General features: G+C 64.7%; 12 protein-coding genes, 1 tRNA gene and 1 pseudogene. 8 read left to right on the top strand and 6 right to left on the bottom strand.

Features of this window, described 5'->3' with window-relative positions; genetic code table 11:
- Window positions 1–519: 519 nt before the first annotated feature.
- Window positions 520–2,169 (bottom strand): annotated as a pseudogene (locus SJY40_RS11750) (DEAD/DEAH box helicase); the annotation flags it as partial.
- A 260-nt stretch (window positions 2,170–2,429) separates the two neighbouring features.
- On the opposite strand from SJY40_RS11750, the gene SJY40_RS11745 reads away from it, so the two are divergent.
- The 8 genes from SJY40_RS11745 to SJY40_RS11710 all read left to right on the top strand — a co-directional run bounded on the left by SJY40_RS11745 (window position 2,430) and on the right by SJY40_RS11710 (window position 11,194).
- Window positions 2,430–4,304 (top strand): cation:proton antiporter, encoded by a 1,875-nt coding sequence (locus SJY40_RS11745; RefSeq protein WP_378946509.1) that lies wholly within the window; start codon window positions 2,430–2,432, stop codon window positions 4,302–4,304.
- 78 nt (window positions 4,305–4,382) lie between these two features.
- Complete coding sequence (gene argS, locus SJY40_RS11740; RefSeq protein ID WP_378946507.1) at window positions 4,383–6,125, top strand: arginine--tRNA ligase; 1,743 nt, start codon at window positions 4,383–4,385, stop codon at window positions 6,123–6,125.
- A 76-nt stretch (window positions 6,126–6,201) separates the two neighbouring features.
- Entirely contained in the window at window positions 6,202–7,338 is a 1,137-nt protein-coding gene (locus SJY40_RS11735; protein ID WP_378946504.1) for an SPOR domain-containing protein, read from the top strand.
- 10 nt (window positions 7,339–7,348) lie between these two features.
- Window positions 7,349–8,338 (top strand): glycoside hydrolase family 3 N-terminal domain-containing protein, encoded by a 990-nt coding sequence (locus tag SJY40_RS11730; protein ID WP_378946501.1) that lies wholly within the window; start codon window positions 7,349–7,351, stop codon window positions 8,336–8,338.
- Window positions 8,339–8,385: 47 nt separating this feature from the next.
- Entirely contained in the window at window positions 8,386–9,201 is an 816-nt protein-coding gene (locus tag SJY40_RS11725; RefSeq protein ID WP_378946498.1) for a segregation and condensation protein A, read from the top strand.
- A 16-nt stretch (window positions 9,202–9,217) separates the two neighbouring features.
- The gene (gene scpB / locus SJY40_RS11720; protein WP_378946495.1) at window positions 9,218–9,835 is read left to right on the top strand and encodes an SMC-Scp complex subunit ScpB; all 618 of its coding nucleotides are present in this window, start codon (window positions 9,218–9,220) and stop codon (window positions 9,833–9,835) included.
- Between the two features lie 24 nt (window positions 9,836–9,859).
- Window positions 9,860–10,048 (top strand): hypothetical protein, encoded by a 189-nt coding sequence (locus tag SJY40_RS11715; protein WP_378946492.1) that lies wholly within the window; start codon window positions 9,860–9,862, stop codon window positions 10,046–10,048.
- Between the two features lie 39 nt (window positions 10,049–10,087).
- Window positions 10,088–11,194, top strand: a complete 1,107-nt coding sequence (locus SJY40_RS11710; protein ID WP_378946489.1) for a class I SAM-dependent RNA methyltransferase — start codon at window positions 10,088–10,090, stop codon at window positions 11,192–11,194.
- On the opposite strand, the gene SJY40_RS11705 is transcribed toward SJY40_RS11710, so the two are convergent.
- The 5 genes from SJY40_RS11705 to dctP form a co-directional block, all read right to left on the bottom strand.
- Window positions 11,191–12,261 carry a 2'-deoxycytidine 5'-triphosphate deaminase gene (locus SJY40_RS11705; protein WP_378946486.1) on the bottom strand — a complete coding sequence of 357 codons (1,071 nt, stop codon included), beginning with the start codon at window positions 12,259–12,261 and terminating at the stop codon, window positions 11,191–11,193. The two genes, SJY40_RS11710 and SJY40_RS11705, sit on opposite strands and share 4 nt — an antisense overlap.
- Before the next feature lie 73 nt (window positions 12,262–12,334).
- Window positions 12,335–12,412 (bottom strand) — tRNA-Pro (locus tag SJY40_RS11700).
- Window positions 12,413–12,491: 79 nt separating this feature from the next.
- A complete protein-coding gene (locus SJY40_RS11695; protein WP_378946483.1) occupies window positions 12,492–12,932 on the bottom strand; it encodes a MerR family transcriptional regulator in 441 nt (146 codons plus the stop codon).
- Window positions 12,933–12,947: 15 nt separating this feature from the next.
- Window positions 12,948–13,250, bottom strand: a complete 303-nt coding sequence (gene ihfA / locus SJY40_RS11690; protein ID WP_108500406.1) for an integration host factor subunit alpha — start codon at window positions 13,248–13,250, stop codon at window positions 12,948–12,950.
- 116 nt (window positions 13,251–13,366) lie between these two features.
- Window positions 13,367–14,452, bottom strand: coding sequence for a TRAP transporter substrate-binding protein DctP (gene dctP / locus SJY40_RS11685; protein ID WP_378946480.1), 1,086 nt, complete (start codon window positions 14,450–14,452; stop codon window positions 13,367–13,369).
- Window positions 14,453–14,465 lie beyond the last annotated feature (13 nt).

The raw sequence follows: 14,465 nt of genomic DNA, 5'->3' as shown, positions 1-14,465 counted from the left end.
CGTGTCCCCGGCCGAAGCGTCAGCAGTTGCCTCGACATCGGCTTTCTTGCGACGGGTGCGCTTGGGCTTTTCGGCCACGGCTTCCTCGGGGGCGTCATCCGTCTTCTTGCGACGGGTGCGTTTGGGCTTGGGGGTCTCCTCGGCGGTGGTATCCGTCGCGGGGGTTGCCTCGGCTGCCGGTTTGGCCGCGGGCTTGCGGGTCCGCGTGCGCTTGGGCTTTTCGGCAACAGGCTCGGCTGCGGCCTCTGCTTGGGGTTCGGCCGGGGCTTCAGTCTGAGCTTCGGTCGCGGCGGCGGCCGGCTCGGCTTTCTTGCGGCTGCGCGTGCGCTTGGGCTTGGCGGGTGCCTCGGCCTCGTCGCCCGTCGGGGCGGCGGGGGCGACATCCTGCGTCGCAGCGGGGGCCTCAGCCGCGGGGGCATCGGTCACCGGCGTTTCGACGGCTGCTGCCTCGGCTGCCTTGTCGGCGGCGGATTTGCGGCGGCTGCGGGTGCGCTTGGGCTTCTGCTCGGGGTTTGCGGCCTCGGGCTGGGCCTTGGGGGCCTCCTCGGGGCGTTCTTCGCGTTCCTCGGGCATGGGCGAGATGCGCAACTCGACCGTCATGAAGCGCGGGACATGGTCGCCCATGCCGACGATCTGCTGACCGCGGTTGCCGTCATTGCCACCCCGGCGCCCGTCGCGACGGTTGTTGTCACGGCGGTTGTCGTCACGGTTGCCGCCGTCGCGACGGTTGTCGTCGCGGCGATTATCATCACGGCGGGTGGGTTCGGCTGCGGCGGGACGGGCGTCCTGACGCGGCTGGCTTTCCTTGCGGGGCTGATCGACGGCCTCGGGCATGGCAACCTCGGGTTTGACGGCTTCTGGCGTGGGGGTTTCGGCGGGGCGAGGCGCGGATGTCGCCTCGGGGGTCTTGGCGGATTTCTGTTCGCTGTCGTCACGCTTGCCACGGCGGCTGCGCTGACGGCTTGCAGGCTTGCGTTCCTCGGGTCCGGCTTCGGCGGGATCGACGGCTTTTGCCGCCGCGCCACCGGGAATGTCGCTGCGGGGCAGGCTGGTTTTCAGCAGCGCCTCGATGGCGGTCAGGTATTTTTCGTCCGAAGGCGTCGAGATGCTGATCGCGGTGCCAAGACGGCCCGCGCGACCGGTGCGGCCGATGCGGTGGACGTAATCCTCGGCATGGCTGGGCAGGTCATAGTTGAAGACATGGCTGACCGCCGGAATGTCCAACCCGCGGGCCGCGACATCGGATGCCACCAGCAGACGCAGCTTGCCGTCGCGGAAAGATTCCAGCGTGCGGGTCCGCTGGCTCTGTTCCAGATCGCCATGGATGGGCGCGGCGTCATAGCCGTATTTGCCAAGCGATTTCGCGACGATATCCACATCCGTCTTGCGGTTGCAGAAGATGATCGCGTTCTTCAGGCCTTCGCCCTCGGCTTCGATCAGCGTGCGCAGCAGGTCGCGCTTCTGCTTGGCAGCGGTGTCGCGGCGTGCGGGGGTCAGTTCGACCAGACGCTGCGTGATGGTTTCGCTGGCCGAGGCCTGACGCGCGATCTCGATGCGTTCCGGCGCGTGCAGGAAGGTGTTGGTGATGCGTTCGATTTCGGGCGCCATGGTGGCGCTGAAGAACAACGTCTGACGGGTAAAGGGCGTCAGCTGGAAGATGCGTTCGATATCGGGGATGAAGCCCATGTCCAGCATGCGGTCGGCTTCGTCCACGACCATGATCTGCACGCCGGTCAGCAACAGCTTGCCACGTTCGAAATGGTCCAGCAGGCGACCCGGCGTCGCGATCAGCACGTCCACGCCGCGGTCGATCAGCTTGTCCTGTTCGCCAAAGCTGACGCCACCGATCAGCAGCGCCTTGGTCAGGCGGGTGTGCTTGGCATAGGTGTCGAAGTTTTCGGCGACCTGCGCTGCCAGTTCGCGCGTCGGGCACAGCACAAGGCTGCGCGGCATGCGCGCGCGCGCGCGACCACGGCCCAGCATGGTGATCATCGGCAGCGTGAAGCTGGCGGTCTTGCCTGTCCCCGTCTGCGCGATCCCCAGCACGTCGCGGCCTTCCAGTGCGGGCGGGATCGCCCCTTGCTGGATGGGCGTCGGGCTTTCATAGCCGGCCTCGGTAACGGCCTTCAGCACTTTGGGATCAAGCTTCAGATCAGAGAATTTGGTCATAGGGGGCTTTCCATTAGCCACGCCATCCTTAGGCGCGATGCGTTCCATGCCGCGCGCCTGTCTGGCGCAAGCGCGGCAAAGTTGGGACGCAATTTCTGACGCCCCGCCTTCTTGCCTGCCGGATGCAGGCCCGCATCGCCTAGACCAAAGCCGTTGCCACGTCAATCTATCCCTAAGATGGCAGACGTCCGGAACCCCCGATGCTAGTTAGGGCTTTGGAACGAAAGAGACGCGAAAGGGCGGCAATGGACAGTGGTGTGATGCAGGTGCTTAGCCCTGTGCAAGTGGTGGCGCTGGTTGGCGTTCTTGGCGTGGGTGCGCAATGGGTGGCGTGGCGGTTCCGCCTGCCGGCGATTGTGCTGATGCTGGGGATCGGTCTTCTGGTCGGCCCGGTCATGGGGCTGTTCCTGCCTGATCGCGATCTTGGCCCCATCTACAAGCCCCTGATCAGCGTCGCCGTCGCCATCATCCTGTTCGAGGGTGGCCTGACGCTGGAATACCACCGTCTGCGCGATGCCAAGGGGCCTGTCCGGCGTCTTGTCTATCTGGGCGCGCCGCTTGGCTGGCTGCTGTCCACGTTGGTCCTGTGGCTGGCCGTGGGACTGTCCTGGCAATCGGCGGCGGTCTTTGGTGGCGTCATGGTCGTCACCGGTCCCACCGTCATCGCGCCGATGCTGCGACAGGCGCGGCTGCGTGCCCGTCCTGCACAGGTGCTGCAGTGGGAAGCCATCATCAACGACCCGCTTGGCGCGCTGATCGCCGTCCTGGTGCTGGAGCTGGTCATGGTGCTGGAAACCGGCCTGTCCGCGGGCGAGGCGATCTGGGTCCTGGGATCGGGCATCGGCTTTGCCATCCTTGCGGGTCTGGCTTCGGGCAAGGGGATGGAGATCGCCTTCCGCCGCGCTTGGGTCCCCGAATACATGAAAGTGCCGGTGCTGTTCGTCACCGTCATCGCCATTTTCGCTGTGTCGGACAGTATCCTGCATGAATCGGGCCTGCTGGCCGTGACCATCATGGGCATGTTCCTGGCGAACGCGAAACTGTCCTCCTATACCGAGCTGCACCGTTTCAAGGAACATGCCACGATCCTGCTGGTGTCGGGCGTCTTCGTGCTGATGGCGGCCTCGCTTGATTTCTCGACGCTGACGCAGTTGACGTGGCGCGCGGCGTTGTTCGTGCTGTTGACGGTGGTTATGGTGCGTCCGCTGCAGGTACTGTTGCCGCTGATCGGCAGCAACCTGCCCATGAAGGAACGCTGGCTGATCGCATTGACCGGTCCGCGTGGCGTGGTCATGGTTGCGATCTCGGGGCTGTTCGGCGATCAGCTGGTCGCCGCAGGCATCGAGGATGGTGGCCTGCTGGCGCCGCTGTCCTTCATCATCGTGCTGGCGACGGTCATCATCCACGGCTTTACGCTGGCACCGCTGGCGCGCCGCATGAACCTGTCGGGCGCGGAAAGCCCCGGCCTGCTGATCGTCGGCGGTTCGCCCTTTGCGGTCGCCTTGGCGCAGGCGTTGGAGAAGGCGGGGGTCAATCCGCTGATCGCCGACACCAACCGCCAGCATCTGACCAAGGCGCGGCATGCGGGCATCCCGACCTTCTATGGCGATATTCTGGGCGAGGCTGCGGAACATCAGGTCGAATTCATCGCCTATCCCTCGGTTCTGACGGCGTCGGACAATGATGCCTACAACACGCTGGTGGCCACCGATCTGGGGCCGGAAATGGGCCGCGACGCCATCTGGCAGCTTAGCCGCGTCAAGGACAATTCCCGCCATTCGCTGCCTGCCCAGCTGGGTGGCCAGCGCGTCAACGGCAAGCTGACCTTCGAGGACGTCAACCAGCGGCTTGCCGAAGGTTGGAGCCTGCGCAGCACCCGCCTGACCGATGAATACGACCTCGAGGATTGGGAAGCCGAACGTCCGGGCGCCGAACCCTTCGTGGTGGTGTCGAAATCCAGCGGGCTGCGCTTTATCGGACCCGACCAGCCGGTCGGCGCGCAATCAGGCGATTGGGTCACGGCCTTCCTGCCGCCGGAACTGTCGGCGGCACGCGACGCCGCCGCCCGCGCCCTGGCCGAAGAGGCAGGTGATGTCGCCAAGGAGCAGCGCGAGAAGAAGGAAAAAGGCACCTGAACCGCGCGCAGGGGGGCTTTCGGTTGACCTTACCCGATCTGTGGCGTTAACCCGCAGGGGTCAATCAGGAAGCTTATGATGAACCTATTCACCGATCTTCGCGGCGTCGTCGTCGAGGCGCTTGACCAGATGGCCACGGCGGGCGAATTGCCCGCTGGCCTCGATTACGGCAACGTCACGGTGGAACCTCCGCGCGATCCGGCGCATGGCGACATGGCGACCAATGCCGCGATGGTGCTGGCCAAGCCCGCAGGCATGAAGCCCCGCGACATCGCCGACAGGCTGGCCGCCCGCCTGACCGATCCGCGCATTGCCGCAGCCGAGGTTGCGGGTCCGGGCTTTCTGAACCTGCGCCTGTCGCCCACCGTCTGGCAGGGTGTCGTTGCTTCGGCCCTAAAGTCGGGGGCCGATTTCGGACGCTCGGACATGGGAGCCAACCTGAAGATCAACGTCGAATTCGTCAGCGCCAACCCAACCGGCCCGATGCATGTGGGCCATGTGCGTGGCGCGGTCTTCGGCGATGCGCTGGCACGTCTGCTGGACTTTTCCGGCCATGACGTGACGCGTGAATATTACATCAACGATGGTGGCGCGCAGGTCGATGTGCTGGCGCGTTCGGCCTTCGAACGCTACCGCGAGGCCAACGGGCTGGAGCCCGAGATCCGCGAAGGTCTGTATCCCGGTGATTATCTGATCCCGGTCGGTGCGGCGCTGAAGGAAAAATACGGCGACAGCCTGCTGGACCGTCCCGAAGACGAATGGCTGCAGGACATCCGCGAATTCGCCACTCAAGCCATGATGGAGATGATCCGTGGCGATCTGGCGGCGCTTGGTGTGCAGATGGACGTCTATTCCAGCGAAAAAGCGCTTTATGGCACCGGCCGGATCGAGGATGCGATCGCGCGTCTGGAAAGCCAGGGCCTGATCTATCGCGGTGTGCTGGAGCCCCCGAAAGGCAAGCTGCCCGAGGATTGGGAAGCCCGCGAACAGCTGCTGTTCCGGTCATCCGCGCATGGAGATGATGTGGACCGTCCGATCCAGAAATCGGACGGCGCGTGGACCTATTTCGCACCCGACATCGCCTATCACTGGGATAAGATCGACCGTGGTTTCGACCAGCTGATCGACGTCTTCGGGGCCGATCATGGCGGTTACGTCAAGCGCATGAACGCCGCCGTCAAGGCGCTGTCCAACGGTCGCGTGCCGCTGGACGTCAAGCTGATCCAGCTGGTCAAGCTGTATAAGAACGGCGAGCCCTTCAAGATGTCCAAGCGGGCAGGGACCTTCGTCACCCTGCGTGACGTGGTCGAGGAAGCGGGCGCCGATGTGACCCGCTTCATCATGCTGACCCGCAAGAACGATGCCGCGCTGGACTTCGATTTCGCCAAGGTGCTGGAACAGTCCAAGGACAACCCCGTCTGGTACGTCCAATACGCCAGCGCCCGTGTCCATTCGGTCCTGCGCCGCGCGACCGAGGCGGGAATCGATGTCAGCGATTCTGCCCTTGCCGGCGCCGATCTGTCGGTTCTGGCCCATCCGGCCGAACTGGAACTGGCCCGCAAGGTCGCAGAATGGCCGCGTCTGGTGGAACATGCCGCCCGCGCGCATGAGCCGCATCGCATCGCTTTCTTCCTTTATGAGATCGCGTCGGACCTGCATTCCCTTTGGAATCGTGGCAATGATGACCATTCCTTGCGCTTTGTGCAGGATGGCGATGCTGCAACCAGCCAAGGAAAAATTGCGCTGGTGCGGGCCGTTGGCGTTGTTATTTCATGCGGTCTGGGTATTCTTGGCGTCGCTCCTGCAGAAGAAATGCGCTGACGAACAGTGCCGCTGCGGGACATGCTAGAGCAGGCACAACGTTAATCCGGAACAACCGGCAGGCAGGCAGACAGACATGGCAGTGATGGATTTCCGCGAAGGCGGCTATGTGTTCTCGCGTCACAAGGTGAAGCGCGAATTCCAGTATGACCAGCAGGGATGGGACGAAGCCCAGGCCCAGGGGCAGGCCGATCCCCGACACGGTGCGTCCGTGGCGGGGGACGGGTTGCAGGTCCGGCTGGCGCGGTTGACCCATTACGTCGGCGCGGTCGCCTCGGTCGGGCTGATGATCGGTCTGCTGGCCTGGGGTTGGCAGCTGGTGTCGCGCGACGTGTCGGGCGTGCCCGTCATCCGCGCCGTTCAGGGCGAGGCGCGCACCACCCCCGACGAACCGGGTGGCAAGCTGACCAATCACACCGGACTGGCCGTGAACACCGTCGCCGGCGGCGATACCGCATCGCCCGCCCAGCAGGTCGCCATTGCACCCGGTGGCACCGATCTGGCCGATGATGATGTCGCCATGGGCGAATTGGGCGCAACGGCGCGCGAACCGTCGAATACCTCGGAAACGCCGCTAACCTTCGCAGGTGATCCGATCGTGCCGATGTCCGACAACGAAGCCGCCGCCAAGGCCGCTGCCGACGCCGAACGCGCCTTGGCTGACCAAGCCGTGGCCGAGGCCGCCATCATCGACGCTCCTGCCAGCGAAGGCGCGGTAACCGGTGTCGTGACCGATGAAAACGGTGTGCCGACCCAAGCCGATGCCATCGCCGAAGCGCTGGCTCAGGCGCAGGCCGAGGCGAACCCCGGCGTGCTGGTCGCCTCGACCCGTCCCGCGCCTCGTCCTCGCGTGACCCGCGTCGCATCGGCAGCCCCTGCCGCAGCCGCCGCCCAGCAGACCGAGGCCAAGCCGGCCCCTGCCGAAAAGCCTGCCGACAAACCGGCGGCCGCCATTGCCAGCTCGGCCAGCGGTCCGGTGGTTCAGGTCGGTGCCTTCGACAGCAGCGCGATTGCCGAGAACCAATGGTCGCGCCTGTCGGGCAAGAATTCGTCGCTGTTCTCCGGCAAGTCGCCGGTGATCCAGCAGCATGACAGCAACGGGCGCAGCTTCTGGCGTCTGCGGGTCGCGGGCTTCGGCTCGCTCAGCGAGGCACGGCAGTTCTGCTCGGCGCTGAAATCCTCGGGGACCGATTGCTTGGCCTTGGGCGGGTGATCGCAGCCGCATGACCCATAATGCCACGATTCTGGGCGGCATCGCCGGGACGTCCCTGACGCCCGACGAAGCCGCCTTTTTCCGCAATGCCGACCCGTGGGGCTTTATCCTGTTCGGCCGCAATGTCGAGACCCCCGACCAGCTGCGCCGCCTGACGGGCGACTTGCGCGATGCCGTGGGTCGCGATGCCGTCATCACCGTCGATCAGGAAGGCGGGCGCGTCCAGCGTCTGCGCGGTCCGAATTGGATGGACTGGCCTGCACCGCTGGATCAGGCTGGGGCAGGGGCGCGGGCCATGTGGCTGCGCTATCACCTGATTGGTCAGGAACTGCGCGCCGTTGGCATCGACAGCAATTGCGCGCCGACGCTGGACGTGGCCCAAGACGATACGCATCCATTTTTGCGCAATCGTTGTTTCGGCACCGATCCGGCCCGTGTGGCTGAACTGGGGCGTGCGGCGGCGGAGGGAATGCTGGCCGCGGGCGTTCTGCCGGTGGTCAAGCATATGCCCGGCCACGGCCGCGCCATCGCCGATAGCCATCACGACCTGCCGACCGTCACAGCGGCAGAGGCCGATCTGGACAGCCTGGATTTCGCGCCCTTCCGCGATCTGGCCGACCTGCCGATGGGCATGACCGCGCATATCCGCTTTACCGATCTGGATGATGCGCCCGCCACGGCATCGCGCCGGATGATCGGGCTGATCCGGGACCGCATCGGTTTCGACGGGCTGCTGATGACCGATGACATCACCATGAATGCGCTGTCTGGCACACAGGCCGAACGCGCGGCGGGGTCCATCGCGGCTGGCTGCGATCTGGTGCTGCACTGCAATGGCTCGGTCGTCAACATGGAGCCGGTGGTTCAGGCGGCGGGTGCGATGACGCCGGACGCCCTGCGCCGTGCCGATGCCGCGCTGGCCCGCCGCCACACCCCGCAGGACGCCGATATCGTGGCCCTGATGGCCGAATGGCGCGACCTGACCGGCACGCCTGCTTGACAGGTCAGGGTGCAGGCCGGACCCTGCGCCCGCAAACAGGAGGCCGCGTGCCCAAGCAACCCACAGACGTGCCCTATCTGACCCCAGTTCCCGACGGGCCGGACGCCGTGGCCCAACGCCGCGCGGATGAGGCGTTGATCGTCGATGTGGACGGTTACGAAGGCCCGCTGGACCTGCTTTTGACCATGGCGCGGTCGCAGAAGGTCGATCTGATGACCATCTCGGTCCTGGAACTGGCCGAGCAATATTTGGCCTTCGTTGAAAAGGCCCGCACACTGAGGATCGAACTGGCGGCGGATTATCTGGTCATGGCCGCTTGGCTGGCCTTCCTGAAATCACGCCTGCTGCTGCCCCCTGACCCGGATGAGGACGGCCCTTCGGCCGAGGAAATGGCCGATCATCTGGCCTTCCAGCTGGAACGTCTGGCGGCGATGCGGCAGGTGGCGACGCAGCTGATGGGACGCGATCGCCTTGGCATCAGCCGCTTTGCCCGGGGTGAACCCGACGAGGTCGCCCGCACAAGGCGCACGCAATACACCGCCAGCTTGATCGATCTGATGCGCGCCTATGCACGGCTAAAGACGCGCGACGAATTCCGCCCCTATGCCTTTGATCGCAAGGACATCTTCACGATGGAACAGGCGCTTGACCGCCTGCGCAAGATGATCGGCTTCGCAGGGGAATGGACCGATCTGTCGGTCTTTCTGCCCCAAGGGTGGGAGGCCGACACCCCGCGCAGGCGCAGCGCCACGGCGGCCACCTTCGCGGCCTCGTTGGAGCTTGCACGTCAGGGCCGGCTGGAGATACGGCAGGCCGAAACCTTCGCCCCCATCAGCTATCGCCAGAGACCCCATGAGCCCTGATTTTCCGCCCCCCCCGATGCATCAGCAGGAACGCATGGTCGAGGCGATCCTGTTCGCGGCGACCGCCCCCGTCACCATGCGCGACCTGATCGCCCGCATGCCGTTGGGTTGCGATCCTGCCGAGGCGATGGCCGCCTTGCGCCGGACCTATCAGGGGCGGGGCGTCGTAGTCGAACATCTGGGCGACGGCTATGCCCTGCGCACCGCGCCCGACTTATCCTTCCTGCTGCAGACAGAGACCGTCGATACCCGCCGCTTGTCGCGCGCCGCGATCGAGACCTTGGCCATCATCGCCTATCACCAGCCGGTCACCCGCGCCGAGATCGAGGAGATTCGCGGCGTCGCCGTCAGCCGCGGCACGCTGGACCAGCTGATCGAGATGGAATGGGTCCGCATGGGCCGCCGCCGCATGTCGCCGGGCCGTCCCGCCACCTTTGTGGTCACCGACGGGTTTCTGGATCACTTCGGGTTGGAATCATCACGTGACCTGCCCGGCCTGTCGGAATTGCGTGCCGCCGGTCTGCTGGATTCGCGTCCGCCCGCTGAAGGTCTGTCCATGCCCCTTGCTAGGGACGATGAGGATGACGATATTGATCCGGTGGATCCCCCCGAGGATCTGTTCGAGGATGAATGAAGGGGCGCGCCAATGAACATGAACATGCTGATCAACATGTTTACCAAGCTGATCGCACGCAAGGCGATGAACTGGGGCATCAACAAGGGCGTCGACACCTTCGCCCGCAAGGGTGACCCGACGGATGCGGGCGGTAACAAGCAGCGCCCCAACCAGCAGACCAAGAATATCGCCAAGCGGATGAAGACCCTTGGCCGCATGACGCGCCGCTGAGGCTTTGCTTTCCCCGCGACCCGCGCTAGGGCTGCTGGCATGAGCGACAATCATTTCGATATCTTCTTGGTGGCGACGCCGGGTCTTGAAGCCCCCTTGGCAGCCGAAGCTGCTGCCTTGGGCTGGCAACCGGTGATCCAGCCGGGCGGCGTGACCATTCAGGGCGGTTGGACCGATGTCCGCCGCGCCAACCTGATGTTGCGCGGCGCGACCCGTGTGCTGGCGCGCATCGGCAGCTTTCGTGCCATGCATCTGGCCCAGCTGGACAAGCGCGCGCGCAAGTTCCCCTGGGCCGAGATCCTGCGCCCCGATCAGCCGGTCAAGGTCGAGGCGGTCTGCAAAGCCTCGAAGATCTATCACGCGGGGGCTGCGACGCAGCGGATCGAACGCGCCATCACCGAAGAACTGGGCGCCCCCATCGCCGCCGACGCGCCGATGACCATCAAGACCCGGATCGAGGATGATCTGGTTACCTTCAGCATCGATACGACGGGCGAATCCCTGCACAAGCGCGGCCATAAAGTCGCCGTCGCCAAAGCGCCGATGCGCGAGACCATGGCCGCGATGTTCCTGTCCGAGATGGGCTTTGACGGCACGCAATCTGTGCTGGACCCGATGTGCGGGTCGGGCACCTTCCTGCTGGAGGCTGCCGAGATCGCCGCAGGACTGGCCCCCGGCCGCAGCCGCAGCTTTGCTTTCGAAGGGCTGGCCAACCACGATCCCGCCGCATGGGAACAGATGAAGGCGCAGGTCGCCCGTCGTCCCGTCACCACCGCCTTTTTCGGCAGCGACCGCGACCCCGGTGCCATCCGAATGAGCCGCGCGAACGCCGAACGTGCGGGCGTCGATGATCTGATCACCTTCGAGGCCTGCCAGATCGCCGATCTGCAACGCCCCGATTGCGAACCGGGCATCGTCATCCTGAACCCGCCCTATGGGGCGCGGATCGGCAACAAGGGCCCGCTGTTCGGTCTGCACGGCAATATGGGTGAGGTGTTCCGCGCCCGCTTCCAAGGCTGGCGCATCGGTATCGTCACCAGCGAGGCTGGGTTGGCGAAAGCGACCGGACTGCCCTTCAAGCCCGCAGGCCCGATCGTGGCGCATGGCGGGCTGAAGGTCCGCCTGTGGCAGACAGCGCCGCTTTAGCGGAACTGTTTGGCCAGCTTCAGGCCCTGACCCTGATAATTCGACTTGATCCCTTCGCCGTAAAGGCGCTCGGGGCGGGTCGCCATGCGTTCATAGACAAGGCGTCCGACGACCTGCCCGTGTTCCAGCACGAAGGGCGCCTCGTGACAGCGGACCTCAAGCACGCCGCGCGCGCCGGTGCCCGTATCACCGATACCGAAGCCCGGATCGAAGAAGCCCGCGTAATGGACGCGGAACTCGCCAACCATCGCCAGATAGGGGGCCATCTCGGCGGCGTAATCGGCGGGGATCGCCACTGATTCGCGGCTGACGAGGATATAGAAGGCGCCGGGGTCCAGAATCAGGCGCCCTTCGGTGCTGTGCAATTCGTCCCAGAATTCCGATGCCGGGTATTCGCCGATGCGGTCCAGATCGATGACGCCGCTGTGCGGGCGGGCGCGATAGCCGACCAGATCACCCGCCGTGGGGCGCAGATCGACCGAGAAACCCAAGCCCTGATCGATCAGCGGCTGACCGTCGCCCACCAAGGGCTGATCGTCATGCAGGTCGCGCAGCTGGTCATCCGACAGCACGGCCTGCCCACGGCGCAGACGCAGCTGGTTCAGACGCATGCCAGGGCGGACCAGAACGGAAAAGCTGCGCGGGCAGATCTCGGCATAAAGGGGGCCGTCATAGCCTTCGGGCAGGCGGTCGAATTCGGTGCCATCGTCGGTCACCAGCCGTGTCAGCAGGTCCAGACGCCCGGTCGAGGATTTGGCATTCGCCACCGCCGTCAGCCCCTGGGGCAGTGTGATGCGTTCCTGCAGCGGCACCAGATAGACGCATCCACGTTCCAACACGGCACCGCCCGACAGGTCCATTTCATGCATCTGCAGATCATCCAGACGGTCCGCAATGCGCTTGCCGCGACCGGCAAGAAAGCTGGCCCGCAGGCGATAGGCGGTCTGCCCAAGCCGCAGGTCAAGCGAGGCTGGCTGGATCTGTTCGGGAATGATCGGGGCATCAGCGCTGATGACGCCGGACGCGATCAGCTGCTGGATCTCACTGTCGGGAAGGACACCGTTCATCCGAGGCTTCTCCTGATCGCAGGGCTAGATAAGGGAAACGCCCACTCTCGGATGAGAATGGGCGTTTTCGGAATGGTCGGGCCGGCGAGATTCGAACTCGCGGCCTTCCGTCCCCCAGACGGACGCGCTAACCAGGCTGCGCCACGGCCCGACGCGCTTCGTATAGTGCGATCCGGCAGGGATGCACAAGGCCCCCCGAACGGAAATCTTTGCGAAATCGCAATGACCTGTCACGAAATTCGCGTCATCGTCCGTGCAAGGCGTATGGCGACGGGGCGTGCGGCCTGCCAACGGGCGTCGCGGGGTGCGATATGGCGCAATCTGCGGCTGAGATCGGTCAATCGGGTCAGCCAGTCGATCCTGACGGGGGGCGGCATGGTTTCCCGCAGGCGCAGCAGCCGGGCAGTTCCAAGGGTTCGGACGGACTGGCCCTTGTCGTTGACGATCTGCTTGCGCGCACCGCGAATCGTTAGACCCTGATCACGCAACAATTCGCAGATGCCGGCGGCCAGCGCGATATCGGCGGGGCGATAATACCGCCGCCCGTCGCCACGCTTCATCGGGCGCAACAGGGTGAACTGCGTTTCCCAATAGCGCAGGACATGGGGCGCCACGCCGACCAGTTTGGCGACCTCGCCGATCGATCGGAATGCCTCTGCGCTTTTCGCCATCTTGTCGGTCAGATCCTATCGCTTGTTGCCCTCGGCCACGCGGTCCTTCATCAGGTGCGACGGCCTGAAGGACAAGACCCTGCGCGGCGTGATCGGCACCTCTTCCCCGGTTTTGGGGTTGCGACCGATGCGTTCATTCTTGTCGCGCACCGAAAAAGTGCCGAAAGACGAGATCTTGACCTGCTCGCCACGCACCAGCGCATCCGAGATGTGGTCCAGAACGCTTTCGACCAACTGTGCCGATTCGTGGCGGGACAATCCGACTTCGCGGAATACCGCCTCGGCCAGGTCCATACGGGTCAGAGTCTTATAGCCCATGGTCAGTCCTCTTGGATTGGGGGGAAGGATGGGTCTCTTTATGTCCCCTGTCAACGAGAAGGGCGGGGAAACTGTTCCCCGCCCGATACTTGGCCATGTTTCGGAAAGGCGTCAGATCACTCGGCGCAGGCCTGGATTTCGGCCAGGTCGGGCCCGTTCGGCGTGCGGCCCAGGTTGAAGGGTGCCGAAGCTTCGCGCCAGCTGCCATAATCCTGCAGGTAGGCCAGCTGGCTTGCATAGACCTTGGCCGACAACGGGTTCGCGCAGGCGACCTCGGTGATGGTTTCATTGGCCAGTTCCTGCACACGTTCCAGCGCGGCATCGTCCAGACGGGTGATCTCGGTCCCGGCTTCCTGGAATTGGGCATAGGCTTCGGTTGCGCGCTTTTCGGTGAAGGACAGCGACCAGAGCATGGTCGATTCCGCTGCAATCTCCAGCCGTTCGCGGGTTTCGTCGTCCAGCGCGTCCCATGCGCCCTTGTTGATCATCACCCCGAAGATGGATGACGACTGGTGCCAGCCGGGCGTTGACCAGTATTTCGTGACCTGCTGGAAACCGCCCGAGAAGTTGACGTTCGGGGTCGAGAACTCCGCCCCGTCGATCACGCCGCGTTCCAGCGACTGATAGATCTCGCCACCCGCCATGCTGACCTGGTTGCCGCCCAGTTTTTCCAGCAGCTTGCCCTGCTCAAGACCCGACAGGCGCAGGCGCAGACCCTGCAGGTCGTCCAGCGTGCGGATCGGCTGGCTGACAGTACGGAAACCCGATTCGTTGTTGGTCACGCCATAAGGCAGATAGACCATGCCGAACTTGCCATAGACCTCGTTATACAGGTCCTTGCCGCCCCATTCCTGAATCCAGTTCACGTAATCGACGGCGTTGAACAGGCTGGCCGTGGTAGCCAGCGGCGAGAATGCCGAATCACGTCCCGCCCAATATCCCGGCCAATCGGCGCCTGCCTGAATGGTCCCGGATTCGACGGCGCCGAAAACCTCGCCTGCGGGGACAAGGCTGCCGCCGTCGAAGAATTCGATGGTCAGCTTGTCGTCATCGACCAGCTTGTTGGCCAGTTCGACCCAATGCTTGTCCAGCTCGATCAGTTCGAGGCTGGAGGGCCATGTGGTGGTCATCGTCCAGTTTTCGGACAGGGCCGGGGTGGCGACGGTCAGCGCAAGGGCCGCCGTGGTCAGCAGATGTTTCATGTTATCCTCCTCA

Origin of the sequence: Paracoccus sp. R86501 (genome assembly GCF_042466435.1) — a bacterium.
In the GTDB taxonomy this organism is placed as follows: domain Bacteria; phylum Pseudomonadota; class Alphaproteobacteria; order Rhodobacterales; family Rhodobacteraceae; genus Paracoccus.
This window is presented reverse-complemented; position numbering and strand designations above follow the sequence as displayed.

Bases quoted from the DNA above. Each gene is read 5' to 3' on its own strand.
- SJY40_RS11705 (WP_378946486.1), bottom strand. From the start codon at position 12,261: ATGAACGGTGTCCTTCCCGACAGTGAGATCCAGCAGCTGATCGCGTCC.
- ihfA (WP_108500406.1), bottom strand. From the start codon at position 13,250: ATGGGCTATAAGACTCTGACCCGTATGGACCTGGCCGAGGCGGTATTC.
- argS (WP_378946507.1), top strand. From the start codon at position 4,383: ATGAACCTATTCACCGATCTTCGCGGCGTCGTCGTCGAGGCGCTTGAC.
- SJY40_RS11735 (WP_378946504.1), top strand. From the start codon at position 6,202: ATGGCAGTGATGGATTTCCGCGAAGGCGGCTATGTGTTCTCGCGTCAC.
- SJY40_RS11715 (WP_378946492.1), top strand. From the start codon at position 9,860: ATGCTGATCAACATGTTTACCAAGCTGATCGCACGCAAGGCGATGAAC.
- scpB (WP_378946495.1), top strand. From the start codon at position 9,218: ATGCATCAGCAGGAACGCATGGTCGAGGCGATCCTGTTCGCGGCGACC.
- dctP (WP_378946480.1), bottom strand. From the start codon at position 14,452: ATGAAACATCTGCTGACCACGGCGGCCCTTGCGCTGACCGTCGCCACC.
- SJY40_RS11695 (WP_378946483.1), bottom strand. From the start codon at position 12,932: ATGGCGAAAAGCGCAGAGGCATTCCGATCGATCGGCGAGGTCGCCAAA.
- SJY40_RS11730 (WP_378946501.1), top strand. From the start codon at position 7,349: ATGACCCATAATGCCACGATTCTGGGCGGCATCGCCGGGACGTCCCTG.
- SJY40_RS11745 (WP_378946509.1), top strand. From the start codon at position 2,430: ATGCAGGTGCTTAGCCCTGTGCAAGTGGTGGCGCTGGTTGGCGTTCTT.
- SJY40_RS11710 (WP_378946489.1), top strand. From the start codon at position 10,088: ATGAGCGACAATCATTTCGATATCTTCTTGGTGGCGACGCCGGGTCTT.